Genomic DNA, 24,870 nt, shown 5'->3' on the forward strand with positions numbered 1-24,870 from the left:
GCCAGCGCCGGTGTCCGCGCGGCGTCGACTCAACCGCGTGCAGCGAACGTGCCGTGGAAGCCCAGTGGCACCGCGTAGGGCAGCCAGGCCTGTGCCAGGGGGCCATCGTCCAGGTGGCGCGCGTCGAGTACCGCCAGACCGCTGCGCTGGTTCACCGGATCGAGCAGGGTGCCGATCAGCCAGCCGTCGTCGGCATTGCGGCTGCCCGGGCGCGGCACGAACACGTGTTCCTCGGCCATGATGTCCGGCCCGTAGTGCCACAGCTGGCGGCGTCCACGCTCGATGTCGAACGCCGCCACCGCGTTGAAGTACGGCGCGGTGGCCGGGCCGTCGATGGTAGGTGCGTACAGCCGCGCACCCCGCGTGTTGGCCGAACGCGGGTCGAACAGCGGGAACTCCACCGCGCTGATGCCCAGCGATTCCCAGCGCGCCTGCCCACGGCGCAGGTCCAGGTGCAGCTCGACCAGGCTGGCACCACTGTTGGCCGCATGCGCGCCGTCCCCGGCCATCGCCTCCTTCATCGGCGAGCGCGCTTCGTTGATGTCGTCGTGGCGCACCGCGCGCAGCACGATGCCACCCTCGCGGGTGAAGGCATCGCCGAAGTGATAGATCGCGGCGAACGGCGCCTCGAGCCACTGCGCCTTGTCCGGCGCATCCTTGGCCACCACCGCGATGCGTGCCGGGCGCTGCGGCGCGAACTGCATGCGCTCGAAGAAGCTGCCGCCGGTGCCGGTGAAGTCGAACGGCATCAGCACGAACACCAGGTGCTGCTCGGTCATCGCAAAGGCATGCAGGTAGCCATGTTCCGGCGTTTCAATCACATTGGCACTGCGCAGCTGGCCGTCCTTGCCGATGTGCCAGATCAGCAGGCCGTGGCCTCCCATCAGACTGATCGAACCGAAGTTCCACACGCTGCCATCGCGGTCCGGCAGCGGATGCGCCGAGAATGGCAACGCCGCCAGATCCGGGCGCCAGGTGACCGGGCCAAGGGTCTGCAGCGAATCGGGGTCCACTTCGAACGCCGAGCCGGATTCGCACAGCGCGAACAGGCGGCCATTGATCATCGTCACCGAGGTGTTGGCCACGTTGACGTCATCGTTGTTGCGCACCGCCAGGGCACCGGGAACGTGGGTGCCGGCCGCCGGGTACTGAAAGCGGCCGGCCTTCTGTTCACGGCTGAACTTCGGCGTAGCGACCATGCGCCCCTGATGGGTCAGGCTGCCATCGCCGTTGAAGCGCCAGCCATGCACCATGCCATCGCCATCGAACCAGTGGTCGTAACGGAAGCCATCGCGCTCGGTCCAGGCCGGGCCATTGCGGTACAGCGTGCCCGCGAGGCCAGCCGGCAGCCGGCCCTGCAGTTGCACGGTGGCCGGGCCGAGGCTCTCGCCGGTGACGCTGCGCCAGCCGAGCAGCCACGGGTGTTCCTGCAGGCCCTGCGCGAAACGGGCCGGGTTACCGGCGAAGGCGGGCGCGCTGCGCAGTGCGGTGGCGCCCAGGGCCAGGCAGGCGCTGCTGCTGAGCAGGGTACGGAGGAAGCGGCGACGGTCCATGGTGGCCTCGGGTCTGGATGCAGGAATCAGCGCAGAGTGATGTCGATGGCAGCGCCGGCAGCCGGCACGGTCACGCGCGCTTCGTCGAAGGACGGCTTGCGCATCACCTGCGGGTTGTTGCTGAAGCCATAGCCTTCCACCGGCATGCCGACCAGGTTGGTGTCGAGCTTGCCGTTGTCGTTCTCGTCGTGGCTGAGCAGCACCGCGTAGCTGCCGGCTGGCAGGTTCTTGAACAGGAAGTGGGCGCTGTCGCCGCTGGGCCTGGCCTGCTGCGCCTGCACCGGTGCGGCCTTGCCGTCCCACGCGCTGGCGCTGTCGACCAGGGCGACGCGCAGGGTGCCGGTCTGCGCACGGACATCGTGCACGGTCACTGCCAGATCGGCGGCATGGGCACTGCCGGCCAGGGCCAGGGCAGTCAGGGCGGTGCTGAGCAGGGCGGTGCGGATCATGGCAGTGGCTCCGGAAGTGGGTGGTGTGCTGCGGTGTGGAGCCAGTCTGCGCGGGGCGTGGTGCCGGGTTCAGGGCCAGTGGTCATCGATTCGACGTGCCAGAAGTCACTTTCTGCGCCGGACCCATTGCCGGTTGCGGGCGCGCCCGTCAGCATCGGGCCATGCCCAGCCTGTTCCGCCACCTGTTGCGTCCGCTCAGCCTCGCCGGTCTGGCCACCGTGCTGGTGGTGGGCCTGTCGTTCGGCGTGCAGGGCCCCGCCACCGGCCTCAGCCAGGCGTTGCTTGCCGCGTTCCTGCTGCTGTTCGTGGTGCATGGTTGGGCCGCCATGCCGACCGGCGCGCGTGCGTTCGCCGCACTGCTGCAGGCCGTACTGGCGGTCGCCCTGGTCGCGCTGCAGCCGCGTACCGGCACGGCGCCGGTGCTGCTGGTAGTGCTGGTCGCGCAGCTGGCCGAGCATTGGCCGGCGCGCTTCATGCTGGTTGTTGCGGTGTTGGCCAACCTGGCGTTGTACGCGGTGCTTCGCCACAGCGGTTTCACCCAGCCGCTGCTGGTGGTGCTGCTGTATGCCGGCTTCCAGGCCTTTGCCGCGTTGACCGCCCACTACGCGCGTCGTAGCGCACTGGCCCGCGACGCGCTGGCCCGGGTCAATGCCGATCTGCTGGCGACCCGCGCGCTGCTGGCCGACAGTGCCCGCGATGCCGAGCGCCTGCGCCTGGCGCGTGAGCTGCACGATGTGGCCGGCCACAAACTCACCGCGATGCGCTTGAACCTGCGCGCACTGGCGGCGGATCCGGCACTGGCCGGGCGCGAAGGACTGGTGCTGGCCGAGCAGCTGTCGGGCGAACTGCTCGGCGATATCCGCCAGGTGGTGCAATCGATGCGCGATGATCGCGGCCTCGACCTGGCCACCGCACTGCATGCGCTGGCCGCGCCATTCCCACGCCCGGCGCTGCAACTGCACATCGGCGAGGGCGTGCGCGTGACCGACCCGCTGACCGCCGAGACCGTGTTGAGGCTGGCGCAGGAAGCGCTGACCAATGCCGCCCGGCATGGCAACGCAGGCACGGTATGGCTGACGATCAACCAGGAGAACGCGCAGTTGCGTATCGATATCCGTGATGACGGCCAACGCGCCGAGCGCATCCGTGAAGGCAACGGCATCGCCGGCATGCGCGAGCGTCTGGCCGCGGTGCGCGGCCAGCTGGAACTGGCCCGCACCGCGCAGGGCGGCATGCACCTGACCGCGTGGTTGCCAGCATGAGCGGTGGCGCGATCCGTGTTGCCCTGGCCGATGACCAGGCGCTGGTCCGTGCCGGCTTGCGCGCGTTGCTGCAAGGGTTGGGCGTGGAGGTGGTGCTGGAGGCTGAAGACGGCCAGGCACTGCTCGATGCACTGGCGGCGCAGACGGTTGATGTGGTGCTCAGCGACATCCGCATGCCCGGCATGGATGGCATCCAGGCCCTGCGCCAACTGCGTGCGCGCGGTGACACCACGCCGTTGCTGCTGTTGACCACCTTTGACGAAAGCGATCTGCTGCTGCGGGCCAGCGAAGCCGGTGCGCAGGGATTCCTGCTCAAGGACGCGGCTCCGGCCGACCTGCGTGAGGCGATCGAGCGCGTTGCCGCCGGTGAGACGCTGCTGCTGCCGGTCAGTACCGAACCGGTACGCGCCCGCTATCGTTTCCACGATGAAGCGCCGCCCACCGACACCTTCGGCGAGCGCGAAGTGGCGATCCTGCGGCTGCTGGCCGGAGGCTACAGCAACAAGGAGATCGCGCGCAGTCTGTTCCTGGCCGAAGGCACAGTGAAGAACTATGTCTCGGCCATCCTCGACAAGCTGGGCACCCGCGACCGCACCCGCGCGGTACTGAAGGCGATTACCCTGCGCATCATCTGAGTGGAAGGCAGAAGGCGACGCATGAACCCGATCCTGCACGTTGAAATACCCACCATTGACCTGGAACGGGCCATCGCGTTCTACCAGCGATGGCTGCAGGTGGACGTGGATGCGCCGATCCTGCTGCATGACTGCCGCATGGCGTACCTGCCGTTTTCGGATGACGCAGGGGGTGCCAGCATGGCGCTGGTGCAGGGCGCGGACTACCGGCCCTCCGAGCTGGGCGCGCGCATCTACGTTGGCGTGGGCGATGTGGATGCCAGCCTTGAGCGCGCATTGCTGGCCGGCGCCGAACTGCGCTTCGGCCCGGCCGACGCCGGCGACTGGCGCGTGGCCGAGATCCGCGACAGCGAAGGCAACCGCATCGCGCTGCAGTCGCCCGCCGTTCCGTAGCGTCGAGCTTGCTCGACGGCTGTTGATTCCCCTGCCCATTCCCCAGTCGAGCAAGCTCGACGCTACAACATCGCGGCGCGCGAGCGCTCTCGTAGAGTCGAGCTTGCTCGACTGCTGTTGATTCCACCGCCGACGCCCCAGTCGAGCAAGCTCGACGCTACCTTGTAGAGCCGAGCGCACGCTCGGCTGCTGTCGATTCCTCTGCCCATTCCCCGGTCGAGCAAGCTCGACGCTACAACATCGCGGCGCGCGAGCGCTGCAGCCAGTCGTTGATCGCCGGGTCCAGCCGCGGGTCGTCCGGCAGCTGCACGCCGAAGCGCTGTTGCAGCACGTCGCGCACGTCACCGACATCGTGCAGTGGGCGCTTGTCCGGCGCCTGCCCGGGCCGGTACTCGGTGTAGTTGCCGCTGCCGATCGTGCGGCGCCAGTCCGGCCCGGTCAGTGACGCACGCAGCTGGCCCGGAAAGCTGGAATCAGGATGGGTGCACACGTACCAGTTGCCCACCACGTTGTCGATCGGCGCAGGCGCCTGCAGGTCGAACCGGTACATCGCGCGCCACTCGTTGCTGGATTCGACCGACAGCACGAAGTCGCCCTCGTCCGGCAGGCGCTGCAGCCGGTAACGCTCGTGCGGCGTGGACTGCGGCTGCGCATCGTGCAGGCGCAGCGGCACGGTGGGGGTCAGGCTGCCGAACCCGGCATCCACCAGCCAGTCATCACCGTCCACCCGCACGCGCAGCAGCAGGTGGGTGCGCGCGGTCAGCTCGCCGTCCTGCGCGGCCAGCAGCACGCGCGCGCTCAACGGTTGTGCATCGAAGCAAAGCGCCTGCAACAGGGCCAGCAGGCCGCCATTGAGCTCGAAGCAGTAGCCACCCCGACGCGCGTCGAGCAGCTTGCGTTGCACGCTGTCCAGGTCGATCGGTACCGCATCGCGCAGCAGGCAGCTGAGGGTCTCGAACGGCAGCAGTGCGTTGTGGCGCTGCTGCAGCAGGGTCAGCCCGGCCAGCGTCGCGGGTGGCGGCGCATCCAGCTGCAGGCGTTGCAGGTAACGGGGGATATCGAGCGTGGCCATGGCGGCACCGGGCGGGGGAGGGAGGTCCACTGTGCTCCCCCAACCGGGGTTGAGGTCAAGCGCGGCCGCGGTGTCATCCCGCCGTCGCCTGCGCCCGGTACAAAGGCCGCGTGCGCTGGCAAGCGCGGGCAGACATCGAACACAGCCCTAAAGATGCATCGATTCCGGCCGATAAAGGTGCGTCTTTCTGCCTGGAGCCTGTCATGTCGGCCGTCGTTCCCCACCTCCGGTCCCTGCGCACGCGTCTTGCCACATGGCGCAGGGTGTTCCCCGGCCTGCTGCGCTGGTTGCAGCCGCACCGGCTCAGCGTGGCCAACAAGCTCAAGGCCACCCTGTGGGTCTGCGGCCTGGGCCTGGTGGCGATCGCCGCCGTCTACGCCTGGACCGGACACACCAGCGCGCAGGCCGCGCGCAACCAGGCCAGCTACCAGCATGGCAGTGATCTGGCTGCCCGCCTGGCCACCCGCGTGGCCGAAGCCCGCCGGTTGCAGACCCAGTATGCGCGGAGTTTCGATGACGCGGACCGCGATCAGCTGCTGGCCACGCAGAAGGCGCTGCAGGCGGACCTGCGGGCATTGCGGGCGATGCCGATGGACGCCGGCCGGCGCAAGGCACTGCAGGCGCTGGCTGAAGCGGTGGACGCCTTCTCGCAGGGGGTGGCTGCACTGTTCGAGCGCGTGGATGAAATGGGACGGGGTGAGGCCGGGCTTGCCGCGCAGCTGCAGCAGGCCGCTGATACGTTGCAGGCCCAGGTGGATGCGCTGCAGCGACCGGCACTGGCGCTGACGCTGCAGAAGATGCGCCGCCAGGAGGCGCTGTTGCTGCTCGACGGCGACGCGGCCCACGCTGACCGTGCCAGCGAGGAAAAGCTGCCGTTCGACCTGGCGTTGGCCGGACTGCCGGCCGATGTGCAGGACACCCTGCGCAGCGGAATGGAAGGCTACCAGGGCGCGTTGCTGGCCTATACCGCCGCCCGCGTGGGCCTGGATGTGGAGACGCAGTCGCTGCTGGACACCGCCGCCGGCGTTGCTCCCGCGCTGGCCGCATTCCAGCAGGCCCAGGTATCGGCGCTGGCCACCGCACAGTCACGCCAGCAGACGGGTGCGCGCACCATGAGCGTACTTTTCGCATTGACCCTGCTGCTGGTGGCCGGCGTGCTGATCACCAGCCTGGTGCTGGTGCTGCGCGCGGTACGCCAGCCGATCCAGGACACGCTGCGCTTTGCCAGTGACATCGCCGACGATCGCCTCGACACCACCCTGCGCGTGTACAACGCCAACGATGAGATCGGCCAGCTGGCGCAACGCCTGGTCGACATGCAGCAGCGCCTGCGCGCACGCATCGACACCGAACGTGCGGTGGCCCGCGGCAACACCCGTGTGCGCCAGGCGCTGGACAGCGCGCAGACCGGGCTGATGGTGATCGATGCCGAAGGCCAGCTGGCCTACGCCAACCCGGCGTTGCAGCAGCAACTGGCGCTGCCGGCCGATGAGCTGGTGGGCCGCGAGGCGGTACGGCTGCACCCGGCACTGGCCAACCTGGTCGGCGTGCGCCAGCGTGAGGAACGCGAGATCGGCCATGCCGGCGTGCGCTACCAGCTGATCGCCAACGCCATCATCGATGACGGGCACTACCTCGGCGTGGCGGTGGAATGGCGCAGCCGCGCGCTGGAAACCCTGCTGGAAACCGAAGTGGCCGCGCTGGTCGATGCGGCCGCGCAGGGTGATCTGCATGGGCGTATCGAACTGGATGGCAAGCAGGGCTTCGTGCGCACACTGTCAACCAGCATCAACCGTCTGCTGGCCACCTTCGAAGCCAATCTCGGCGACCTGCAGGCGCTGCTGGCGGCACTGGCCAGCGGCGATCTCAGTGTGCGCATGGGCGGTGATCTGCAGGGCGTGTTCGCGCGCATGCGCGATGATGCCAATGCCACCGTGGCGCAGCTGGGGCGTATCGTCACCCGCATCCAGCAAGCGACGTCGCATCTGGATACCGGCGTGGGCGAGATCGTCGCCGGCCATCACGACCTGTCGCAGCGCACCGAGCAGCAGGCCGCCAACCTGGAAGAGACGGCGGCCTCCATGCACGAGCTGACCGATACGGTGGGCCGCAACGCCGACGCGGCAGGCCGTGCCGATGCGCTGGTACAGGGCGCGGCGGCGGTGGCGCAGCGCGGCGGGCAGGCCGTCGCTCAGGTGGTGGCGACCATGCAGGGCATCAGCGAGGCATCGCGCCGCATCGGTGACATCACCCAGCTGATCGATGGCATCGCCTTCCAGACCAATATCCTGGCGCTCAACGCTGCCGTGGAAGCGGCACGCGCCGGCGAGCAGGGCCGCAGCTTCGCCGTGGTGGCCGCCGAAGTACGGTTGCTGGCCCAGCGCAGTGCCGAGGCCGCCAAGCAGATCAAGGGATTGATCGAGGATTCGGTGGCGCGGGTCGGGCAGGGCAACCAGCAGGCCGGACAGGCAGGCACCACGATGGGCGAGATCGTCGGCAGCGTGCAGCAGCTGGCGGATCTACTGGCCGGTATCCGCAGCGCCTCGCACGAGCAGCATGCCGGCATCGCGCAGGTGAACCAGACCATCGTGCAGATGGAAGCCAGCACTCAACGCAACGCCAGTCTGGTGGAAGAGGCCGGTGCCTCGACCGCGCAGATGCAGGCGCAGGTGCATGCGCTGGCCGAAGCAGTTGGCGCGTTCCGGTTGCAGCCGGTGCCGCTGGCGCGCGCTGCGGCGGCCTGAACCTGCTGGGGTAGTGCCGGCCGCTGGCCGGCGTGGTCATGACAATGCCGGCCAGCGGCCGGCACTACCGGAGAGCCTCAATACACGTCGCGGCGGTAGCGGCCGTTCTCCAGCAGCGTTTCCACCGCCTCGTCACCGAGGGTTTCACGCAGCACCTGGTCCACGCCTTCGGCCATGCCCTGCAACGAACCGCAGACGTGGATCACCGCGCCGCGCTGCATCCAGTCGCGCAGTACATCGGAGGCCGCGCGCAGCCGATCCTGCACGTAGCCACCGTCACCATCGCGCGAGAACGCCAGGTCCACCCGCTGCAGATGGCCCTCGGCCTGCCAGGCTTCGATCTCTTCGCCGAACAGGAAGTCGTGCGCACGCTGGCGTTCGCCGAACAGCAGCCAGTGCCCGTGCGCGCCGGCATGCGCCGCTTCGCGCAGCAGGCTGCGCAGGCCGGCGATGCCGGTACCATTGCCGATCAGCACCATCGGCGCTGCGGCTACGCGATGGAAACCCGGATTGCGGTGCACGCGGGCAACGATGCCAGCGCCCACTGGGGCATGCAGCGACAGCCAACCCGAGCCCAGCCCGGCGCGACCGGCCGGGTCATGCGTCAGCCGCACCACCAGTTCCACTGCGCCATCCTGCGCAGCGGAGGCAATCGAGTATTCGCGACCGGGCAGTGCGGGCAGGCCGGCCAGCCACAGGCAGGCGTCCTGCACCATCAGCGCGGTATCGACATCGGGCAGTTCGCGTTCGCTGGCCAGTGCCAGCAGCGTGCGTGGTTGACCCTCCACCAGCAGGGGTTGCAGTGGATCCAGCCCGTGCGCCTTCAGTACCGCGCTGGCATGTCGTGCGCTGTGGCGGGGCGACACATGCAGGATGTCACCGGCCTGCCACTGCACCTGCGCCGGGGCTGCCAGGCGGATGTGCCAGATCGCACCGCCGACGCTGCCGGGATTGAGCCGCTCGCGGCCAAGCAATCGCCAGTCGTGCATCACCGTGGCCGAGGGCAGCACGCTGTCATCGGTGGCGATTCCGGTCAGGGTTGCCAGTTGCAGCTGCCATTGGCGCAGGGCCGGTAGCGCAGCGGCATCCACCTCGATGCGTTCGAACAGCGGGCGTGCGCCATTGCCGATCAGCCAGCGGTCGACCTGGCGGCCAAAGCCACAGAAATGCGGATACTGGCGATCACCCAGCGCCAGCAGCCCGAATTCCAGGCCCGACAGGTCCTGGCGTTGTGCAAGCAGCTGTCGCGCGGCGCGTCGTGCCGCATCCGGTGGCTCGCCATCGCCGAAGGTACTGAGCACCAGCAGCGCGTGCGTGCTGCGCTGTAGTTCGGCCGCATCGACGCGGGCCAGCGGCAGTACCCGCACCGCATGGCCGGCGGCCTGCACCTGCGCCGCTGCGCGCCAGGCCAGCTGCTCGCCCAGCCCGCTCTGGCTGGCGTGCACCACCAGCCACGGCGCAGCGCCGTCATCGGCGGCGGCGACCGGCAGCGACCGGCGCAGGCCGCGCGCCGCGCGCTGGCTGCGGCGGCGATCCAGATACAGCATCCAGCCGGTGATGAAGAACAGGCTCATGCCCAGGCTGCTGAGCATCACTACCACACGCCCCGGCACACCGAAGTAACTGCCCGAGTGCAATGCGAACACGCTGGTGGCCAGCTGTCCGCCAGCGCCCTGGCGCGCATAGGGGCGCGCATCGAGGACCGCACCACTGGCCGGGTCCAGCTGCAGCAGATCGTGGGCGCGATCATGGTGGCCACCGCGCTGCGACGGATCGCCGGCCATCACCCGGATGTTCAGCGGCTGGCCTGGCTTTTCCGGCAGGCGCAGGTCGATGAAGCCGGTGCGCACGCCGGGCAACGCATACAGCGTGGCTTCGACGCGCTGCAGGTCCAGCGTCGCATCGGTGGGCACCTTGTGCTTGGCCGCAGGTGCGACGCCGAGCAGGGTGTTGGCGGCGCTGCGGTACCAGTCGAACGACCACCACAGGCCGGTCAGCGCGCTCATCAGGTAGATCAGCAGTACCCAGGTGCCGACCACCGAATGCAGGCTCCACAGGAAGCCACGGCCGCTGCGCTTCCATTCCACCGCCAGCCAGCTGCGCCAGTGCCACCAGCGCCGTGGCCAACGCAGGTACAGGCCGGACAGGGTGAAGAACAACAGCGCGATCGCACAGCTGCCGGTGATCCATTTGCCGCGTTCACCGGCAGCGAGGTGGCGGTGCAGGTCTTCGACGAAATCAAAGAAGGCCTGCCCGCGCAGCGCGCTGAAGCGTTCGCCGCTGTAGGGGTCGAAGTACACCCAGTGTTCTTTGCCACCGGCAAAACGCGCCACCGAGGGACGTTGCCCGGTCGCATCCACGCGCAGGCGCTGCAGGGGACGCTCGCTGCCGGCCTGCAGCAGCGGCACCAGTTCGCTCAGTGCAAGCGGGTGCTGGCCGTCGGCGTGATGTTCGGCAATCTCGGCGAAGCCGGGGTTGGCCGCGCGCAGCAGTTCGTCCTCGAAGGACAGCGCCGCGCCGCTGAGGCCCATGACGGCCAGGACGGCACCGGCGGTGATGCCCAGCAGCCAGTGCAGTTGGAACAGGACGTTCTTGAACATCGAAGGAGAGGGGCCCGGAAGGCTGCCGCCCGCATCCTGCGCAACAGCAAATGAGAATTAGTCGCGGAATTTTCCGTGGCGCCTCGGCTGCGGTCAAGCAGGGGGAATCGGCCAGGCGGCGCCGGGGATCGCGGCGGTAGTGCCGGCCGCTGGCCGGCAACCCCAGGTTTCATCCACGCATGGCGTGGATCTACTGCCAGCGTTCGATCTCGCCGTGCGCGAACGGTCCCAGCTTCGCCTTCACCATGCGCCCCTGCGCATCGAACAGCACGCTGTAGGGCAACAGGCCCTGGGTATTGCCCAGCTGCACACTGGCGTCGCGTGGGCCCGGGGTCTCGATCACGATCGGGTAGTCCACCGGCACCCGCTGCAGGAAGCGGCGTACGTCCTCCGGTGTATCCAGGGCCAGACCCAGCACCTGCACCCCGTCGTCGCCCTGGGCGCGGGCGAAACGGGCCAGTTCAGGCATCTCCTCCACGCACGGCGCGCACCAGCTGGCCCAGACGTTGACCAGCAATGGGCGACCGCTGAAGCGCTGCTGCAGGACCAATGGCCGGCCATCGAGGTCGGGCAGCGACAGGGCCGGCATCCGGTCTCCGGCCTGCAGTGGGGGCGGTGCAGGCACGGCTGCAGGTGCAGGCGTTGCGGCAACCGGGGCCGCCGGGGTGGGGGCCAACCGGTGCCCGGCCCACAGACCCAGGCCGGCGGCCAGTACCGCTGTCCACAGCAGCGCTGGCCGTTGCCACTTCATCGTGCGGTGCGCAGCAGCGCTTCCTCCACCACCGCTTGGGTCAGCAGGGTCGGCAGCACGGTCGGCGGTGCGCCGGGGCCGTACACCACGTACAACGGCACACCCACCGCCTTGTGCTCTTCCAGGAACGTGGTGATCTGCGGGTCGACGTTGGTGTAGTCACCGCGCATGTACACCGCGTTGGTGCGCTTGAGCAGCTCCTTGAACTCCGGGCGCGACAGCACCGCACGCTCGTTGGCCTTGCAGCTGACGCACCAGTCGGCGGTCATGTTGACGAACACCACGCGGTTGTCGGCGCGCAGGCGGTCCAGCAGCTGCGGGGAGTATTCGACCACGTTGTCGCTGGCGGCCTGCGCCGCCCGCGCCGGCGGTTCCAGCTGGGTCACGCTCCATGCCGGCACCAGTGCGCCGATCGCCAGCAGCACGCCGAGCAGGGTCACCGCCCGCGAGCCGGTCCAGCGGTTGCGTTCGAACAGCCACAGGCCGAAGGCGAACAGCAGCAGGCCGCCCAGCACCAGCGCCATCCCGTCCACGCCGCGCTGCTTGCCCAGCACCCACAGCAGCCACAGCGCGGTGGCATACATCGGGAAGGCCAGCACATGCTTGAGCGTTTCCATCCACGGGCCCGGCTTGGGCAGGCGGCGCGCCAATGCGGGCACGAAGCCGACCAGCAGGAACGGCAACGCCAGGCCCAGGCCGAGGAACAGGAACACCGTCATCGCCTTCAGCGGCGGGGCGATGAACGCGTAGGCAATCGCGCCGCCCATGAACGGGCCAACGCAGGCGCTGCCGACCACACAGGCCAGCGCGCCGGTGAAGAAATCGCCGGCGGGGCCGCTGCGGCTGGCCAGCGACTGGCCCAGGTTGCCGATGCCGCCGCCGAGGGTGAACACGCCGGACAGGCTCAGGCCCACTGCGAACATGATGTAGGCCAGCGTCGCCACCACGCCCGGATGCTGCAGCTGGAAGCCGATACCGACCGCGTTGCCGATCGCGCGCAGGCCGACCATCAGCGCGCCGATCACCGCGAACGCGACCAGCACGCCCAGCGTGTACCAGAGCGCGTGGCTGCGTGCGCGCTGCGGGCTTTCGCCGCTCTGCGCCAGGCTCAGCACCTTCAGCGACAGGATCGGCAGCACGCATGGCATCAGGTTCAGCACCAGGCCACCGGCCAGCGCCAGCAGCAGCACCCACACGAACGAGCGGTCCGGATTCGGCGTGCTTGCCGGTGGGCGCGTGCGCAGGGCGTTGTCACCGCGGGCATCGGCGGCGAACTCATTGCCGGTGCTGGCCCCGGCAGCGCCGGCATCGGTATTGGGTACGGTCGGCAGCAGGCGCAGCGGAGCGCCATTGGCGCCTTCGCGCGCCGCTCCGGTGGCGGCGGGCAACGGGCTGATCACCTCGGTGCGTGGCGGTGCCTGGTCGGCGCTGGCATTGATCTTTCCCGCCGGGATCGACAGCTTCACCCGCCGCGTCATCGGCGGATAGCAGATGCCATCGGTCTGGCAGCCCTGGAAGGTCACCACCAGGGTGCTGTCGACCGCCGCGGAAACCGTGCGGCGCAGCGGCAGCGGCACTTCCACCTGGTTGAAGTACACCGAGACATCGCCGAAGTGCTCATCGCGATGCGACTGTGCGGCCGGCCAGCGCGGCTTGTCGGCCAGTACGCCGGCGCTGCCTTCCAGCTTCAGCGAGGTGCGGTCGCGATACAGGTAGTAGCCCGGCGCGGGGCTGAAGCGCAGCAGCACGGTGTTGCCATCGCTGGCGATGGCATCGAATCCGAACGCCTGTTCCGACGGCAGCGGCAGCGCCTGGCCGTTGCTGGCCGTACCCGGCAGGCGCAGGCCACCGCTGTTGCCGGCACCGGCCAGTGGGTTGTTGAACGGGCTGGCGGTACCGGCACGCGCGGCCGGGGCCGCCGCCGGTGCAGCGCCGCCGGGCAGGGTGACCTGCACCACGCGCTTCTGCGGCGGGTAGCAGACCCCCGCATCGGCGCAGCCCTGGTAGCGCACTTCCAGGCTGATGGTGCCGGCCGCGTCGGTCGGCGCGCCGGGCAGGGTGGCCTGCAGGCGCTCGCGATAGGTTTCGACTTCGCCGAAGAAGTCGTCGTGGTGCTTGTCGCCCTTCGGCATCTGCAGCGCGCCGGCGTTGAACGCCGGGTCGGCCTTGACGCTGGTGCGGTGGCGATACAGGTAGTAGCCCGGTGCGATCTTGAACTGCAGTTGCACCTGGCCGCGCTCGGGGGCGGTGGCGGTCAGCGCGAACGCCTGGTCTACCGGCAGCAGGTCCTTCTCATCCAGCGCGAACGCCGGCAGCGAGAGCCACAACAGGGCGCACAAGGCAGCGCCACGCGCAAACAGAGTCTTCAATCAGTGTCCTCCCGGGTCTGTGCCCGGATCCAATCCAGATACGCCGGCAGGCCGGCCCGGGTTTCGACCGCAATGCACTCCGGGAGTTCATACGGATGCAGTTCGACGATCCGGGCGATGGCGTCATCGACGCGGCTCGCGGTGGTCTTCACCAGCAGCTGCAGCTCGGCGTCGGTGGTGACCTCACCCTGCCAGCGGTAGGTCGACTGTGCGCCTTCAAGTCGGGTCACGCACGCGGCCAGGCGCTCGCCGACCAGCGCGTGCGCGATGCGCTCGGCACTGGCCCGGTCCGGGCAGGTGGTCAACAGCAGCAGGATGGGATCGACGGTCGACATGACCGTCGAGTATAGGGCCGCCGCCGGGTCAGGGCCCGGCGGCGGCGATGGACCGCTGCGTTGCGCGGTCAGTTGGCCAGCTGGCAGGTGGCCGGCTTGGCCGAAGTGAACAGGCCCGGGGTCGCCCACTCGGGGTGGTCGATGAACGGGTTGCGGTTGCCCTGGAAGCTGTAGATCACGTCATTGCGCGCACGTTCGGCATCATCCGGCGGGTCGGACAGGTGCCAGTCGATCAGCGTGGACAGCAGGCCCATGTAGGCCGGCGAACTGCTGGTCTTGACGATCTTGCTGCGGTCGTCGGTCAGCTCCAGGTCCGGCTCGGACTGGCCGGTGGCCGCATCCTTGCCGCCCTCGTAGCGGATGGCCATGTACATCACCGCACGCGCCATGTCGCCCTTGCGCTTGCCCCACACCTCGAAGGTGCCGGTGTTGCCGTCCGGCGTGCGCACCCAGTTGGAATTGCCCGGATAGCCACCGCTGCCGCCGCCCTGGCCGTTGTTGGCCTCGGTGGCACGCTCGCCGCAGCCGGCGTCGCACTTGGCGAACGGCTTGTTGCCACGGTCGGCGTTCCACTGCGCATCGGTCAGGTACAGCATGTGGGTGTCGGTGTACGGTGCGTACGGCAGGCCCTTGTCACCGGTGGTGCTGGCAAAGCCCAGCGAGTTCGGCCAGGTGTGCTCGCGGTTGTACTTCAGGCCACTGCCGCTGCCGGCGCGGTCGGTCACCTTGGCGTAGCTGCGGTTGCGGTACGCATCGAGGATCCGCCCGCTGTTGTTCGGGTCCTCGTCGGCGATCTCCAGGATGGTCCAGGTGCTGGTGCCCGAACCGCTGTACGGGTAGGCGGTGTGGCCCTTGATGGTGGCGTGCAGCGAGCAGCGCAGCTGGCTCGGGCTGGAGGTGTTCACCTTCGAGTAGTAGCCGGCCGGCACGCCCGGATTGCCCGGGTCGGGATTGCCGCCGGTGCTGGCCACGGTGAAGGCGATGCGGCTGTCAGCGGCCGGGTGCGCGCCCTGCAGGTCGGTGATGCGCGCGGCGCGGATGTCGAAGCGGCAGGCTTCACCGGCCACCAGCGCGGTATTGGTGGACAGCTTCACGCTGCGGCCGCTGGCCGGGAAGGTCAGCGGCACGCTGCCGGAGGTGCCGCAGCTCAGCGCGAAGGCGCCGCTGGCCAGGTTCACCGTCTCGCTGAACACCACTTCCAGATCGGCCGCGGCCGGGAAGGTGCTGCTGCCCTGCGCCGGGGTGGTGGTGGACACCGACGGCGGCGTGTTCGGGCCCGGGGTGCCGCCACCGCTGAAGGTCTGGCCGTTGTTGCAGCTGCCGAAGGTCTGCCTGGCCGACTCGGCCCAGGTGAAGTGGGCGTACTGGCTGCCGCTGCCGGTCAGCTGCAGCGAGGTGCCCGGCGCGGTGCTGTTGGTCTCGGCCACCGGAATGTTCTGGCTGGTCATGCCGGCGGCAGGGCCACCGGAGGCGGTGATGGCGCCCTCGTAGCTGAGGAACTGGACCACCTTGCCGCTGGCATCGACCAGGGCGATGCCGTCGTTCGGGCCGTTCTGCAGGCCGTTGGTCGGATAGCTGACCACGGCGATGCTGGCGCTGCCGCAGCCGGCGGCGCTGCCGGCCGGGACCGGGTTGTTGGCGTAGACCGTGGCGGCCGACGGATTGCTGCCGTTGTAAAGGTACAGGCGGTAGCCGGACAGATCCTCACCGGCGGTGGCCACCACCTCGATCGCTTCGCCGACGTCACCGGCGGCGGTGCTGTCGTCGTAGTGCAGTTCGTTGATGAAGACCTCGGCCTGGGCCGGCGCGGCGGCCAGCGCCAGCAGGCAGGCGGCGGCAAGCGGGGACAGCAATCGCATCGACAACTCCTTGTGATTGGGAATGCGCGGCCGAGCCTAAGGCCGATCCAGTGACACTTTGTCGTAAATGAACGTCAGATATCTGACAGTGCGACGCTGATCACCAAATGTCGAGGGTGTCGGCGCACGATTCGACGCGCTTCACCGGGCTGAACGTCTTCATGCAAGGCCGCACCGTGCAGGCCTGGCCGCGACGAAATTTTTTCCGGGGCCGGCCTTGAAAGGTCCGGGGCCAGCTCCATCTCTGTCCTGCTCCCGATTCGTCGGGCTTTTTCGCGAGCAATGCTGGCAGTCACCTTGGGTGAGTGCTAACATCGCCAGACTTTTTCAGACCAATCAATAACTTAAGAGGTCTCTCATGAGCATCAAGCCGCTGCACGACCGCGTTGTGGTCAAGCCGATCGAAGCCGACGAAATCTCCGCCGGCGGCATCGTGATCCCGGATTCGGCCAAGGAAAAGTCCACCAAGGGTGAAGTCGTGGCCGTCGGCCCGGGCAAGCCGCTGGACAACGGCAGCGTGCGCGCGCCGTCGCTGAAGGTCGGCGACAAGGTCATCTACGGCCAGTACGCCGGCAGCTCGTACAAGAGCGAAGGCGTCGAGTACAAGGTCCTGCGCGAAGACGACGTGCTCGCCATCATCGGCTGAGCCTCGGCGCGACCTGCTTTTCAGTAAGACATCCCTTTTCGCCGCCGGGCCCGGCCCGGCGCAAACATTGAGGTAATCGCAATGGCTGCCAAGGATATTCGTTTCGGTGAAGACGCCCGTTCGCGCATGGTGCGCGGCGTCAACGTTCTCGCCAATGCCGTCAAGGCCACCCTGGGCCCGAAGGGCCGCAACGTCGTGCTGGAAAAGAGCTTCGGCGCTCCGACCATCACCAAGGACGGCGTCTCCGTCGCCAAGGAAATCGAACTGGCTGACAAGTTCGAGAACATGGGCGCGCAGATGGTGAAGGAAGTCGCCTCGCGCACCAACGACGACGCCGGCGACGGCACCACCACCGCCACCGTGCTGGCCCAGGCCCTGATCCGCGAAGGCGCCAAGGCTGTGGCCGCTGGCATGAACCCGATGGACCTCAAGCGCGGTATCGACAAGGCCGTCGTGGCCGCCGTCACCGAGCTGAAGAACATCTCCAAGCCGACCGCCGACGACAAGGCGATCGCCCAGGTCGGTACCATCTCGGCCAACTCGGACGAGTCGATCGGCCAGATCATCGCCGATGCGATGAAGGAAGTCGGCAAGGAAGGCGTGATCACCGTTGAAGAAGGCTCGGGCCTGGACAACGAGCTGGACGTGGTCAAGGGCATGCAGTTCGACCGCGGCTACCTGTCCCCGTACTTCATCAACAACCAGCAGTCGCAGACCGCTGACCTGGATGACCCGTTCATCCTGCTGCACGACAAGAAGATCTCCAACGTGCGTGACCTGCTGCCGGTGCTGGAAGGCGTCGCCAAGGCCGGCAAGCCGCTGCTGATCGTTGCCGAAGAAGTCGAAGGCGAAGCGCTGGCGACCCTGGTGGTCAACACCATCCGTGGCATCGTCAAGGTTGTGGCCGTCAAGGCTCCGGGCTTCGGCGACCGTCGCAAGGCGATGCTGGAAGACATGGCCGTGCTGACCGGCGGCACCGTGATCTCCGAAGAAGTCGGCCTGTCGCTGGAAAAGGCCACCATCAAGGACCTGGGCCGCGCCAAGAAGGTGCAGGTCTCCAAGGAAAACACCACCATCATCGATGGCGTGGGTGACAAGGCTGCCGTCGACGCACGCGTCGGCCAGATCAAGACCCAGATCCAGGACACCTCCTCCGATTACGATCGCGAGAAGCTGCAGGAACGCGTGGCCAAGCTGGCCGGCGGCGTTGCGGTGATCAAGGTTGGCGCCTCGACCGAAATCGAAATGAAGGAAAAGAAGGATCGCGTCGACGACGCCCTGCACGCTACCCGTGCAGCCGTTGAAGAAGGCGTGGTCCCGGGCGGCGGCGTGGCCCTGGTCCGTGCGGTCACCGCGCTGGCCGGCCTGAAGGGTGCCAACGAAGACCAGAACCACGGCATCCAGATCGCCCTGCGCGCGATGGAAGCCCCGCTGCGCGAAATCGTGGCCAACGCCGGCGAAGAGCCGTCGGTCATCATCAACAAGGTCAAGGAAGGCACCGGTAGCTTCGGCTACAACGCGGCCACCGGCGAGTTCGGCGACATGCTGCAGTTCGGCATCCTGGACCCGACCAAGGTGACCCGTTCGGCGCTGCAGAACGCCGCTTCGATCGCGGGCCTGATGATCACCACCGAAGCCATGGTTGCCGAAGCTCCGAAGAAGGACGAGCCGGCCATGGGCGGCGCCGGTGGCATGGGCGGCATGGGTGGCATGGGCGGCATGGACTTCTAAGTCCCCGCGTTACCGATGCACCAAGAACCCCGCCGCAAGGCGGGGTTTTTTTGTGGGCGCGGTGGGCGATGCGGTCAGCGCACGAACGGCTTGTTCGCCCCGTATTCCCATTCCCACGGCACGCCGGTTTCACCCAGCACGAAGCGCACCAACGCCGGGAACGCTGCTTCGGCGCGTACATCGTTGCCCAGGATCACCACGCAGCGCTGGCCCTGTTCGATGCACACCAGCGTATTGCCCACCGCATCATCATGGCCGCCCTTGTAGAAGCCGGCACCCTGCGGGCCCTGGAACGTCACCACGCCCAGCCCCGCCGCCAGGTTCCGGTGCCGTTGCGCAGGCGGCAGCTCCGGCTGCAGGGTGGGGAACTGGCTGGCGGTGGTGATCGGCAGCTGCGGCCGCACCAGCTCACGGCGCATCGATGCGGACAGCCCGTCGCCACGCACGTAGCCGGCGGCGAAGCGGGCCATGTCGGCGATGGTGGTGTCCATCGACCCTGCCGCACGTACGCGGCTGCGCTCATCGTGCGGTTCGGCCGCGCCTTCTGCCGTCCAGCCATCGGCCAGGTTGGCGGCGAAATCCTCACGCCACATCATGCTGGTGCGGGTCATGCCGAAGCGGTCGAACACCTGCCGCTGCATCAATGCGCCGACGTCCTGGCCCAGCCGCCCACGCTCGATCACGAACTGCAACAGGATCAGCCCTTCGCCGGAATAGCCGTAGCGGCTGCCCGGATCGAAGTGGAACTTCAGGCGGCCATCGGGTTCCAGGAAGCCGAAGTTGGCAAAGCCACTGGAATGGTTGAGCAGCAGGCGCGGGGTGAGCTGGCGCCAGCGCGCATCATCGGCCAGCACGCGGTAGTCGGCGTACTTCTTCGGCTCGGGCGCGTAGTCCGGCAGGGGCTTGTCCAGCGCCGCAGCGATGCTGGCATCCAGCTCGATCTTCCGGTCCTGCGCCAGCTGTGCGACCAGGTGGCCAAACGCCATCTTGGTCAGCGACGCGGCATACATCACGGTGTCGGTGCGCAGCGGCTCGCCTGCGGCATTGCGCTCGCCGTAGGCGGCCACGTGCACCACCTTGCCGCCGTCGATCACCGCCAGCGCCATGCCGCGCGCGTGCGCGGCCCGCATCAGCCGCTGGGCTTCGGTGTCGATGCGGGCCGGCGTGGGTACCGGAGGTGGGGCGGCCAGCACGGCCAGCGGGAACAGCGTCAGCAACAACAGGGCAGCACGGCGCATGCGTGGACCTCCTGGCGGGACGTGGCGCGATGCTACGTCAGCCGGCCGCCGGCGTCATGGCCCGGCTTCAGCTGTCAGACGGGCGGCGCAGGCAGATCCGCGCCGCGCCGGTGCTGATGTCGACCTGGCCGCCGCGCATGGCATCGGCGCCCAGGATCAGCGCGGGGCGCTTATCCAGTCCGATGGCCTTGAACACCGGCAGCTCGCTGATCCTGACCTCCATGGCCGGGTGCTGCCAACCGGCGCTGTGCATGCCGGGCAGGGTATACAGCCAGGTCGGGTGCGGCTTTCCGCCCAGGCCTTCGGTGCCCTTGCTGCGCACACGCACGCGCGGATCGCTGCCATCGGTGTGCAACCCCAGTGCGCGTGCGGCGGCATCGTTGAGTACGGTCTGCGCGGCGCCGGTATCGACCACGGCAATGGCAGCAACCTTCGTTCCGCCGAAAGTGAGGGTAATGAATCCGAAATCGCGCAGGCCCTTGGCGCGGTCTGGCAGTGCATTGGCCTGGCAGCTGCCATCGTCGAAGTTGAGGGTGCCGGTTCTCGACAGCGACAGCTCACCACGAGCGAAGTCCCAACGGGTGTCCCAGCGTGCGGTCAGGTCATTGCCAACCAGGCCATCAATGGCGGGGGCGTCGCCCTCGGTCAGCGACGCCAGATCGGCCTGCAGCGCGCTGGCCTGCAGCTGCCAGCTACCCAGCTGCCACGTGGTGGTGCGCGTCCGGCGCAGCTGCGCGCCCGAGGTGCTGGCGCCCTGGGCGAGCGAAACCTTGGCATTGTCATCCGCCAGACCGTAGCGGCGTGCCACACGATCATCGATCAGCGTCGCGCCCGCGGCACTGTCGACCACGAAGCGCAGCGGTTCGGCCCGGCCGTCCAGCGAGAGCGCCACCGTCGGGTGCCCGCCCTGCACCCACATCGGCAGCATATGTTCGGGGGTGTCGGCGGCCAGCGTGGGGAAGGCGGCGGCAAGTAGGGGCAGCAGGGTGAGGCGCACGGGAAGTCTCCGGAGTTCAATGGGGAGGCCCATTGGCGCGCATCGGCGTATCACTTGAATATCGGCGTTGATACCGTCCTGATACAGACCTGCACGATACTGGCCGCATGAACACCTCCGCCCGGGTCATCGTTGTCGATGACGACGCCAGCATCCGTGATGCCATTGCCGACTGCCTGCAGCTGCACGGCTACCAGGTGCGCGTGGCCGCCGACGCCGCGGCGTTGGATGCGCTGCTGCAGAGCGAGCGGCCGGACGCGATCATCCTGGACTGGATGATGCCCGGCGAGGATGGGCTGTCCGTGTGCCGCCGGTTGCAGGCGCGCGCCATTCCGATCCTGATGCTGTCGGCGATGGGCAGCGCGCCGGACCGGGTGATCGGACTGGAGATGGGGGCCGATGACTATCTGGCCAAACCCTTCGATCCGCGCGAACTGCTGGCGCGGGTGCGGGCACTGCTGCGCCGGCAGGACAAACTGCGCTCCCAGGTGCCCAGCGAGCTGCGCTTTGCCGGCTGGCGATTGCTGCCCGATCAGCGCCGCCTGCTCGCACCCGATGGCAGCGAACTGGTGCTCAGCCGCGGCGAGTTCGCCCTGCTGCTGGTGCTCGCCGAGCGCGCAGGGCGGGTGCTGGGGCGCGAGCAGCTGCTGTCGTTGACCCGCGGCGAGGACAGCGAGAGCGTCGACCGTGCCATCGACCTGGCGATCAGCCGCCTGCGCCGCAAGCTGGGCCAGGCAGCACCTGGCGCCGAAGCACTGGTGCAGACCCTGCGCGGCGAAGGCTATCGCTTCGACGCCGAGGTGCAGGTGCTGTGAGGGCGCGCTGGTCCACTGCGCGCTGGATCGCGATGCTGGCCGTGGCCAGCCTGCTGCTGGCCACCTTGGTCAGCGTGGTGGTGGTGGGCTGGATGCCGCGACCGGCGCCGCCGCCGATGCGGCTGGACCAGGCCATGCAGGTGCTGCGTGGTGAACGCTCTGCCGCAGCGCTGGGCCTGCGCCTGGAAACCCGCGCATCTCCACCTGAGGGCATCAGCAATGACTTGCTCACTCATTTGGTGGCCGTGCAGCTGGGCCAGCCACTGGAGCAGGTGAAGCTGGTCTGGAGCAGCCGCGGAAAGGCCCCGGAAGTGCAGGTCATCGAAGGCGGCGCTGTGCTCGACGCCAAAGCGCGTGCAGGCGCGTTGCAGGCGCAGGTCGCGGTGCTGACCGCAATGCAGTGGACGCCTTTCGAACTGGCCGTGCGCCGGGCCGATGGTCGATGGCAGGTGGTGGGCAGCGACCACAGCGATCTGGCGGCGTGGCGCCGGCAGGTCGTGCTGGCGCTGGTGGCGGGAACCGTGCTGCTGGCACCGCTGGCCGCCTGGGCAGCGATCCGCCTCGGCCGACCCCTGCGGCGGCTGGCCGAAGCCAGCGCCAACGTGGACCTGCAGGCCGCCACACCGCTACCGGACGACGGCCCACGCGAGGTACAGGTACTGGCCCGCGCAATCAGTACCGGGCGCGAGCGGCTGCACGAACAGGCGCAGGAGATGACCCGCATGCTCGCCGCTGTCGCGCATGATCTGCGCACACCGTTGACCGGCCTGCGCCTGCGTGCGGAGTTCGCGCCGCCACAACAAGCGGCACGGATGGTGGCCGACATCGAGCGCATGGACACGATGATCGAGCAGGTGCTCGACTATGCACGTGGCGAGCTGCAGCCAGTGCAGATGCGTCCATTGGATCTGGCCGCGCTGCTGGAAGAGTGCGTGCAGAGCGCCCTGCTGCGCGGCGCCGAAATCTCCCTCGACGGCCCCGATACGCTGCCATGGCAGGGCGACGCGCTGCTGCTGCGGCGGGCGATCGACAATCTCATCGACAATGCCGATCGCTACGCGGGGGCGGTACAACTGCAGGCAGCCGTGTCCGGCAACGTGGTGCAGCTGGACGTGATGGATCGCGGCCCCGGCATCGACGAGGCCGACCGTGTGCGCCTGCTGCAGCCCTTCCAGCGCAGCGAGAGTTCGCGCAGCCGCGCCACCGGTGGGACCGGGCTGGGCCTGGCAGTCGCCGCCAACGCTGCCCGGCGGCATGGCGGCGAGCTGCTGCTGCTGCCCCGCGAAGGCGGCGGGCTGATCGCCCGGCTGCTACTGGCCAAGCATTCCTGATCTCAACGCCTGATCGACTCTGGCCATTTTCATATTATGATTAGCTGCCTAATCATAATCATGAAGTCGATGATCGAAGCCAAGCACCATGCCCTGCTGGAGGAAGCGCAGCGACGTGGCCACGCCAATGTCGCCCAGCTGCGTCTGTGCTTCCAGCTGCTGTCGCTGTCCTCGGCGATCGATCGCGACTGCGCCAGCCGGCTGGCGCCGCATGGGCTCAGCGAAGGCCGCTTCATCGTGCTGTTCTTGCTGCACGGTGCCGGTGGCACGCTGCCGCCGCATGAACTGGCCGAGCGCGCAGGCGTCACCCGCGCCACCATCAGCGGCCTGCTCGATGGCCTGCAGCGCGAAGAGCTGCTGCAACGTCGCGGCGATGCGGAAGATGGCCGTCGCCTGCAGATTGTGCTGACCGCCCAAGGCAAGCGCCTGGCAGAGAGCCTGTTCGAACAGCACAGCCACTGGATCGGTGGCCTGTTCGACGGGCTGGATGCTGGTGAACAGCAGCAGCTTTCGCAGCTGCTGCACAAGGTCTGGCAGCACACCGATGCGGGTCGGGAACCGGCAGCATGAACGCGGCGATCCCGGCAGAGCGCCTTCGTGAGCTCAACACCGGCAGCACCGCCACCACCCATCTGGCCGAATGCCTGGCAGTGGACTTCGGTGCACTGCTGCCTGCGGTGGTGCCGGTGCTGCAGGCGGCCGCCGTGCAACGCATGCGTGATGCAGCAGGCAAAGGCATCACCCAGCGCATGGCGTTGGCCGCGACGCTGCTGCGCGAAGCCGGGCAGGGCGATCCGGTGCACTGGCAATTGCACCCCTCCGACACCGTGCGTGGCTGGGCCTGCTACCTGATCGGCAGCGACAGCACCGCATCCCTCGCGGCGAAGCTGCAGGCGATGCGTCCACTCGCTGATGACCCGCATTTCGGCGTGCGTGAATGGGCGTGGCTGGCGCTGCGCACGGACATCGTGGCGGCACCGCTGCAGGCGCTAGAGTTGCTGTTGCCGTGGACAGATGAAGCATCGCCCTACCTGCGGCGCTTCGCCTGCGAAGCACTGCGCCCGCGGGGCGTGTGGGCCACTCACATCGCGCTGTTCAAGCAGCATCCAGAACATGCATTGCCGATGCTTGAAGCGCTGGCCAACGACCCCGAGCGCTACGTGCAGGATTCGGTCGGCAACTGGCTCAACGATGCCGGCAAGACCCAGCCGCGCTGGCTGCGCGATCTGTGCACGCGCTGGCAGCGCGAACATCACAGCAGCGCCAACGCCTACATCCGCAAGCGCGCACTGCGTTCGCTGCGGTAGTGCCGGCCGCTGGCCGGCAAGCCTCAAACCCTCAAGGAAGAACGCCATGTCGCACACGCTCATCGATCTCTACACCGCCACTCCCGCCTGGGCCGCACTGCCGCCCGAGCAACGCACCGCCTTCTTCGACCGCATCGGTGCCGGCATGCAGCAATTCGATCCGGCCCGCATCGCGGCGGTGGCAATGGGCAGCGTTGCCACCGGCTGGCATCGGTACTTCACCACCACCAACGCACTGGGTGCGGACGATGGCATGGCGCAGCACCTGACCGATCTGGCCGCGTTGTAGCAGCGCCTGCAGATGCCCACGGCACATGCGCCTGTCACCCAGACGCGGTAAACAGTGCATTGCCCCTGTCATCCGCACGGAAGTCGATCATGCAGAGCACGCTCCAGGTAACGCTGTACGGCCCGCAAGGCGACACGCCCGCGCTGCAGCTGCCGCAGGTGGAAGGACCGTCGGTGGCGATCCCGGAACCGGTCCTGCGCCGGCTGGTGTCCGATCTCTACACCGCCCGTTCCCTGCTCAATCCCGAGCAGCTGGATGAGGCGCGGCAGGAGCTGGGTCGCGTGCTGGAGCGCTGGGCCGACATCCATGAAGGGTTGCTGCTGGACGTGGAAGTGCATGGCAAATGAGCGATTTCGCGTGGCTGCGCGCCGATGGACGGTGCCGGTGCGCACATCGCTGAACCGCTTCCCCAGTTGCGGATGAAACATTTTGCACTGCGCAAAAGCTGTGCTATCAATACACCCCATGAACGCAGCCCGCGCCAGCTTTTACTT

22 protein-coding genes are annotated in these 24,870 nt (G+C 68.3%); 12 read left to right on the top strand and 10 right to left on the bottom strand.

What is annotated here, in order from left to right; translation table 11 throughout:
- Nucleotides 1-29: 29 nt before the first annotated feature.
- Together C9412_RS12110 and C9412_RS12115 are read right to left on the bottom strand one after the other, a co-directional pair.
- A complete protein-coding gene (locus C9412_RS12110) occupies nucleotides 30-1,553 on the bottom strand; it encodes a carotenoid oxygenase family protein (RefSeq protein ID WP_107231847.1) in 1,524 nt (507 codons plus the stop codon).
- A gap of 26 nt (nucleotides 1,554-1,579) precedes the next feature.
- On the bottom strand, nucleotides 1,580-2,002 hold the full coding sequence (locus tag C9412_RS12115; protein WP_107231848.1) for a DUF2141 domain-containing protein: 423 nt from the start codon (nucleotides 2,000-2,002) through the stop codon (nucleotides 1,580-1,582).
- Between the two features lie 161 nt (nucleotides 2,003-2,163).
- Between C9412_RS12115 and C9412_RS12120 the strand changes: the two genes are divergently transcribed.
- From C9412_RS12120 to C9412_RS12130, 3 genes are read left to right on the top strand one after another with little or no spacing between them, the layout of a single operon-like run.
- The gene (locus C9412_RS12120) at nucleotides 2,164-3,264 is read left to right on the top strand and encodes a histidine kinase (protein ID WP_107231849.1); all 1,101 of its coding nucleotides are present in this window, start codon (nucleotides 2,164-2,166) and stop codon (nucleotides 3,262-3,264) included.
- Nucleotides 3,261-3,899 carry a response regulator transcription factor gene (locus tag C9412_RS12125; protein WP_107231850.1) on the top strand — a complete coding sequence of 213 codons (639 nt, stop codon included), beginning with the start codon at nucleotides 3,261-3,263 and terminating at the stop codon, nucleotides 3,897-3,899. The genes C9412_RS12120 and C9412_RS12125 overlap by 4 nt, the downstream gene beginning before the upstream one ends.
- Before the next feature lie 21 nt (nucleotides 3,900-3,920).
- Nucleotides 3,921-4,292: a VOC family protein gene (locus C9412_RS12130; protein ID WP_107231851.1), complete on the top strand. Its 372-nt coding sequence runs from the start codon at nucleotides 3,921-3,923 to the stop codon at nucleotides 4,290-4,292.
- Nucleotides 4,293-4,524: 232 nt separating this feature from the next.
- Here the strand turns inward: C9412_RS12130 and C9412_RS12135 are convergent, their stop codons facing one another.
- Nucleotides 4,525-5,364 carry an arylamine N-acetyltransferase gene (locus C9412_RS12135; protein WP_107231852.1) on the bottom strand — a complete coding sequence of 280 codons (840 nt, stop codon included), beginning with the start codon at nucleotides 5,362-5,364 and terminating at the stop codon, nucleotides 4,525-4,527.
- A 203-nt stretch (nucleotides 5,365-5,567) separates the two neighbouring features.
- On the opposite strand from C9412_RS12135, the gene C9412_RS12140 reads away from it, so the two are divergent.
- Nucleotides 5,568-8,108, top strand: a complete 2,541-nt coding sequence (locus C9412_RS12140; protein ID WP_107231853.1) for a methyl-accepting chemotaxis protein — start codon at nucleotides 5,568-5,570, stop codon at nucleotides 8,106-8,108.
- A gap of 77 nt (nucleotides 8,109-8,185) precedes the next feature.
- On the opposite strand, the gene C9412_RS12145 is transcribed toward C9412_RS12140, so the two are convergent.
- From C9412_RS12145 to C9412_RS12165, 5 genes are all read right to left on the bottom strand, one after another.
- Nucleotides 8,186-10,708, bottom strand: a complete 2,523-nt coding sequence (locus tag C9412_RS12145; protein WP_107231854.1) for a sulfite reductase flavoprotein subunit alpha — start codon at nucleotides 10,706-10,708, stop codon at nucleotides 8,186-8,188.
- Nucleotides 10,709-10,898: 190 nt separating this feature from the next.
- Complete coding sequence (locus tag C9412_RS12150; RefSeq protein ID WP_107231855.1) at nucleotides 10,899-11,459, bottom strand: TlpA disulfide reductase family protein; 561 nt, start codon at nucleotides 11,457-11,459, stop codon at nucleotides 10,899-10,901.
- Nucleotides 11,456-13,828: a protein-disulfide reductase DsbD gene (locus C9412_RS12155; protein ID WP_107231856.1), complete on the bottom strand. Its 2,373-nt coding sequence runs from the start codon at nucleotides 13,826-13,828 to the stop codon at nucleotides 11,456-11,458. Before C9412_RS12155 ends, C9412_RS12150 begins: the two co-directional genes overlap by 4 nt.
- Nucleotides 13,825-14,163, bottom strand: a complete 339-nt coding sequence (gene cutA, locus C9412_RS12160) for a divalent-cation tolerance protein CutA (protein ID WP_107231857.1) — start codon at nucleotides 14,161-14,163, stop codon at nucleotides 13,825-13,827. Before cutA ends, C9412_RS12155 begins: the two co-directional genes overlap by 4 nt.
- A gap of 68 nt (nucleotides 14,164-14,231) precedes the next feature.
- On the bottom strand, nucleotides 14,232-16,022 hold the full coding sequence (locus C9412_RS12165) for an endonuclease (RefSeq protein WP_107231858.1): 1,791 nt from the start codon (nucleotides 16,020-16,022) through the stop codon (nucleotides 14,232-14,234).
- 358 nt (nucleotides 16,023-16,380) lie between these two features.
- On the opposite strand from C9412_RS12165, the gene C9412_RS12170 reads away from it, so the two are divergent.
- Both C9412_RS12170 and groL read left to right on the top strand, forming a co-directional pair.
- Entirely contained in the window at nucleotides 16,381-16,668 is a 288-nt protein-coding gene (locus tag C9412_RS12170; RefSeq protein ID WP_049427125.1) for a co-chaperone GroES, read from the top strand.
- An 81-nt stretch (nucleotides 16,669-16,749) separates the two neighbouring features.
- Nucleotides 16,750-18,399, top strand: a complete 1,650-nt coding sequence (groL, locus tag C9412_RS12175) for a chaperonin GroEL (RefSeq protein WP_100443702.1) — start codon at nucleotides 16,750-16,752, stop codon at nucleotides 18,397-18,399.
- A 74-nt stretch (nucleotides 18,400-18,473) separates the two neighbouring features.
- Here the strand turns inward: groL and C9412_RS12180 are convergent, their stop codons facing one another.
- Nucleotides 18,474-19,637 carry a serine hydrolase domain-containing protein gene (locus C9412_RS12180; protein ID WP_107231859.1) on the bottom strand — a complete coding sequence of 388 codons (1,164 nt, stop codon included), beginning with the start codon at nucleotides 19,635-19,637 and terminating at the stop codon, nucleotides 18,474-18,476.
- A 67-nt stretch (nucleotides 19,638-19,704) separates the two neighbouring features.
- Nucleotides 19,705-20,634, bottom strand: coding sequence for an aspartyl protease family protein (locus C9412_RS12185; protein ID WP_258190183.1), 930 nt, complete (start codon nucleotides 20,632-20,634; stop codon nucleotides 19,705-19,707).
- A 107-nt stretch (nucleotides 20,635-20,741) separates the two neighbouring features.
- Between C9412_RS12185 and C9412_RS12190 the strand changes: the two genes are divergently transcribed.
- The 6 genes from C9412_RS12190 (at nucleotide 20,742) to C9412_RS12215 (ending at nucleotide 24,723) form a co-directional block, all read left to right on the top strand.
- Nucleotides 20,742-21,449, top strand: a complete 708-nt coding sequence (locus tag C9412_RS12190; RefSeq protein WP_107231860.1) for a response regulator transcription factor — start codon at nucleotides 20,742-20,744, stop codon at nucleotides 21,447-21,449.
- 32 nt (nucleotides 21,450-21,481) lie between these two features.
- On the top strand, nucleotides 21,482-22,780 hold the full coding sequence (locus C9412_RS12195; protein ID WP_107231861.1) for an ATP-binding protein: 1,299 nt from the start codon (nucleotides 21,482-21,484) through the stop codon (nucleotides 22,778-22,780).
- Nucleotides 22,781-22,849: 69 nt separating this feature from the next.
- Nucleotides 22,850-23,350, top strand: coding sequence for a MarR family transcriptional regulator (locus C9412_RS12200; protein WP_107231862.1), 501 nt, complete (start codon nucleotides 22,850-22,852; stop codon nucleotides 23,348-23,350).
- Nucleotides 23,347-24,087 carry a DNA alkylation repair protein gene (locus tag C9412_RS12205; protein ID WP_107231863.1) on the top strand — a complete coding sequence of 247 codons (741 nt, stop codon included), beginning with the start codon at nucleotides 23,347-23,349 and terminating at the stop codon, nucleotides 24,085-24,087. The genes C9412_RS12200 and C9412_RS12205 overlap by 4 nt, the downstream gene beginning before the upstream one ends.
- Nucleotides 24,088-24,133: 46 nt before the next feature.
- The gene (locus tag C9412_RS12210; RefSeq protein WP_107231864.1) at nucleotides 24,134-24,376 is read left to right on the top strand and encodes a DUF6616 family protein; all 243 of its coding nucleotides are present in this window, start codon (nucleotides 24,134-24,136) and stop codon (nucleotides 24,374-24,376) included.
- A gap of 89 nt (nucleotides 24,377-24,465) precedes the next feature.
- A complete protein-coding gene (locus tag C9412_RS12215; RefSeq protein ID WP_107231865.1) occupies nucleotides 24,466-24,723 on the top strand; it encodes a hypothetical protein in 258 nt (85 codons plus the stop codon).
- Nucleotides 24,724-24,870 lie beyond the last annotated feature (147 nt).

This window comes from Stenotrophomonas sp. Nf1 (assembly GCF_003028475.1).
GTDB lineage: Bacteria > Pseudomonadota > Gammaproteobacteria > Xanthomonadales > Xanthomonadaceae > Stenotrophomonas.

What these genes read in the sequence shown, in the direction of transcription:
- C9412_RS12125 (WP_107231850.1), top strand. Translation starts at nt 3,261, where the DNA reads ATGAGCGGTGGCGCGATCCGTGTTGCCCTGGCCGATGACCAGGCGCTG.
- C9412_RS12190 (WP_107231860.1), top strand. Translation starts at nt 20,742, where the DNA reads ATGAACACCTCCGCCCGGGTCATCGTTGTCGATGACGACGCCAGCATC.
- cutA (WP_107231857.1), bottom strand. Translation starts at nt 14,163, where the DNA reads ATGTCGACCGTCGATCCCATCCTGCTGCTGTTGACCACCTGCCCGGAC.
- C9412_RS12200 (WP_107231862.1), top strand. Translation starts at nt 22,850, where the DNA reads ATGATCGAAGCCAAGCACCATGCCCTGCTGGAGGAAGCGCAGCGACGT.
- C9412_RS12150 (WP_107231855.1), bottom strand. Translation starts at nt 11,459, where the DNA reads ATGAAGTGGCAACGGCCAGCGCTGCTGTGGACAGCGGTACTGGCCGCC.
- C9412_RS12120 (WP_107231849.1), top strand. Translation starts at nt 2,164, where the DNA reads ATGCCCAGCCTGTTCCGCCACCTGTTGCGTCCGCTCAGCCTCGCCGGT.
- C9412_RS12195 (WP_107231861.1), top strand. Translation starts at nt 21,482, where the DNA reads ATGCTGGCCGTGGCCAGCCTGCTGCTGGCCACCTTGGTCAGCGTGGTG.
- C9412_RS12130 (WP_107231851.1), top strand. Translation starts at nt 3,921, where the DNA reads ATGAACCCGATCCTGCACGTTGAAATACCCACCATTGACCTGGAACGG.
- C9412_RS12205 (WP_107231863.1), top strand. Translation starts at nt 23,347, where the DNA reads ATGAACGCGGCGATCCCGGCAGAGCGCCTTCGTGAGCTCAACACCGGC.
- C9412_RS12135 (WP_107231852.1), bottom strand. Translation starts at nt 5,364, where the DNA reads ATGGCCACGCTCGATATCCCCCGTTACCTGCAACGCCTGCAGCTGGAT.
- C9412_RS12140 (WP_107231853.1), top strand. Translation starts at nt 5,568, where the DNA reads ATGTCGGCCGTCGTTCCCCACCTCCGGTCCCTGCGCACGCGTCTTGCC.
- C9412_RS12115 (WP_107231848.1), bottom strand. Translation starts at nt 2,002, where the DNA reads ATGATCCGCACCGCCCTGCTCAGCACCGCCCTGACTGCCCTGGCCCTG.
- C9412_RS12165 (WP_107231858.1), bottom strand. Translation starts at nt 16,022, where the DNA reads ATGCGATTGCTGTCCCCGCTTGCCGCCGCCTGCCTGCTGGCGCTGGCC.
- C9412_RS12215 (WP_107231865.1), top strand. Translation starts at nt 24,466, where the DNA reads ATGCAGAGCACGCTCCAGGTAACGCTGTACGGCCCGCAAGGCGACACG.
- C9412_RS12180 (WP_107231859.1), bottom strand. Translation starts at nt 19,637, where the DNA reads ATGCGCCGTGCTGCCCTGTTGTTGCTGACGCTGTTCCCGCTGGCCGTG.
- C9412_RS12210 (WP_107231864.1), top strand. Translation starts at nt 24,134, where the DNA reads ATGTCGCACACGCTCATCGATCTCTACACCGCCACTCCCGCCTGGGCC.
- C9412_RS12170 (WP_049427125.1), top strand. Translation starts at nt 16,381, where the DNA reads ATGAGCATCAAGCCGCTGCACGACCGCGTTGTGGTCAAGCCGATCGAA.
- groL (WP_100443702.1), top strand. Translation starts at nt 16,750, where the DNA reads ATGGCTGCCAAGGATATTCGTTTCGGTGAAGACGCCCGTTCGCGCATG.
- C9412_RS12145 (WP_107231854.1), bottom strand. Translation starts at nt 10,708, where the DNA reads ATGTTCAAGAACGTCCTGTTCCAACTGCACTGGCTGCTGGGCATCACC.
- C9412_RS12110 (WP_107231847.1), bottom strand. Translation starts at nt 1,553, where the DNA reads ATGGACCGTCGCCGCTTCCTCCGTACCCTGCTCAGCAGCAGCGCCTGC.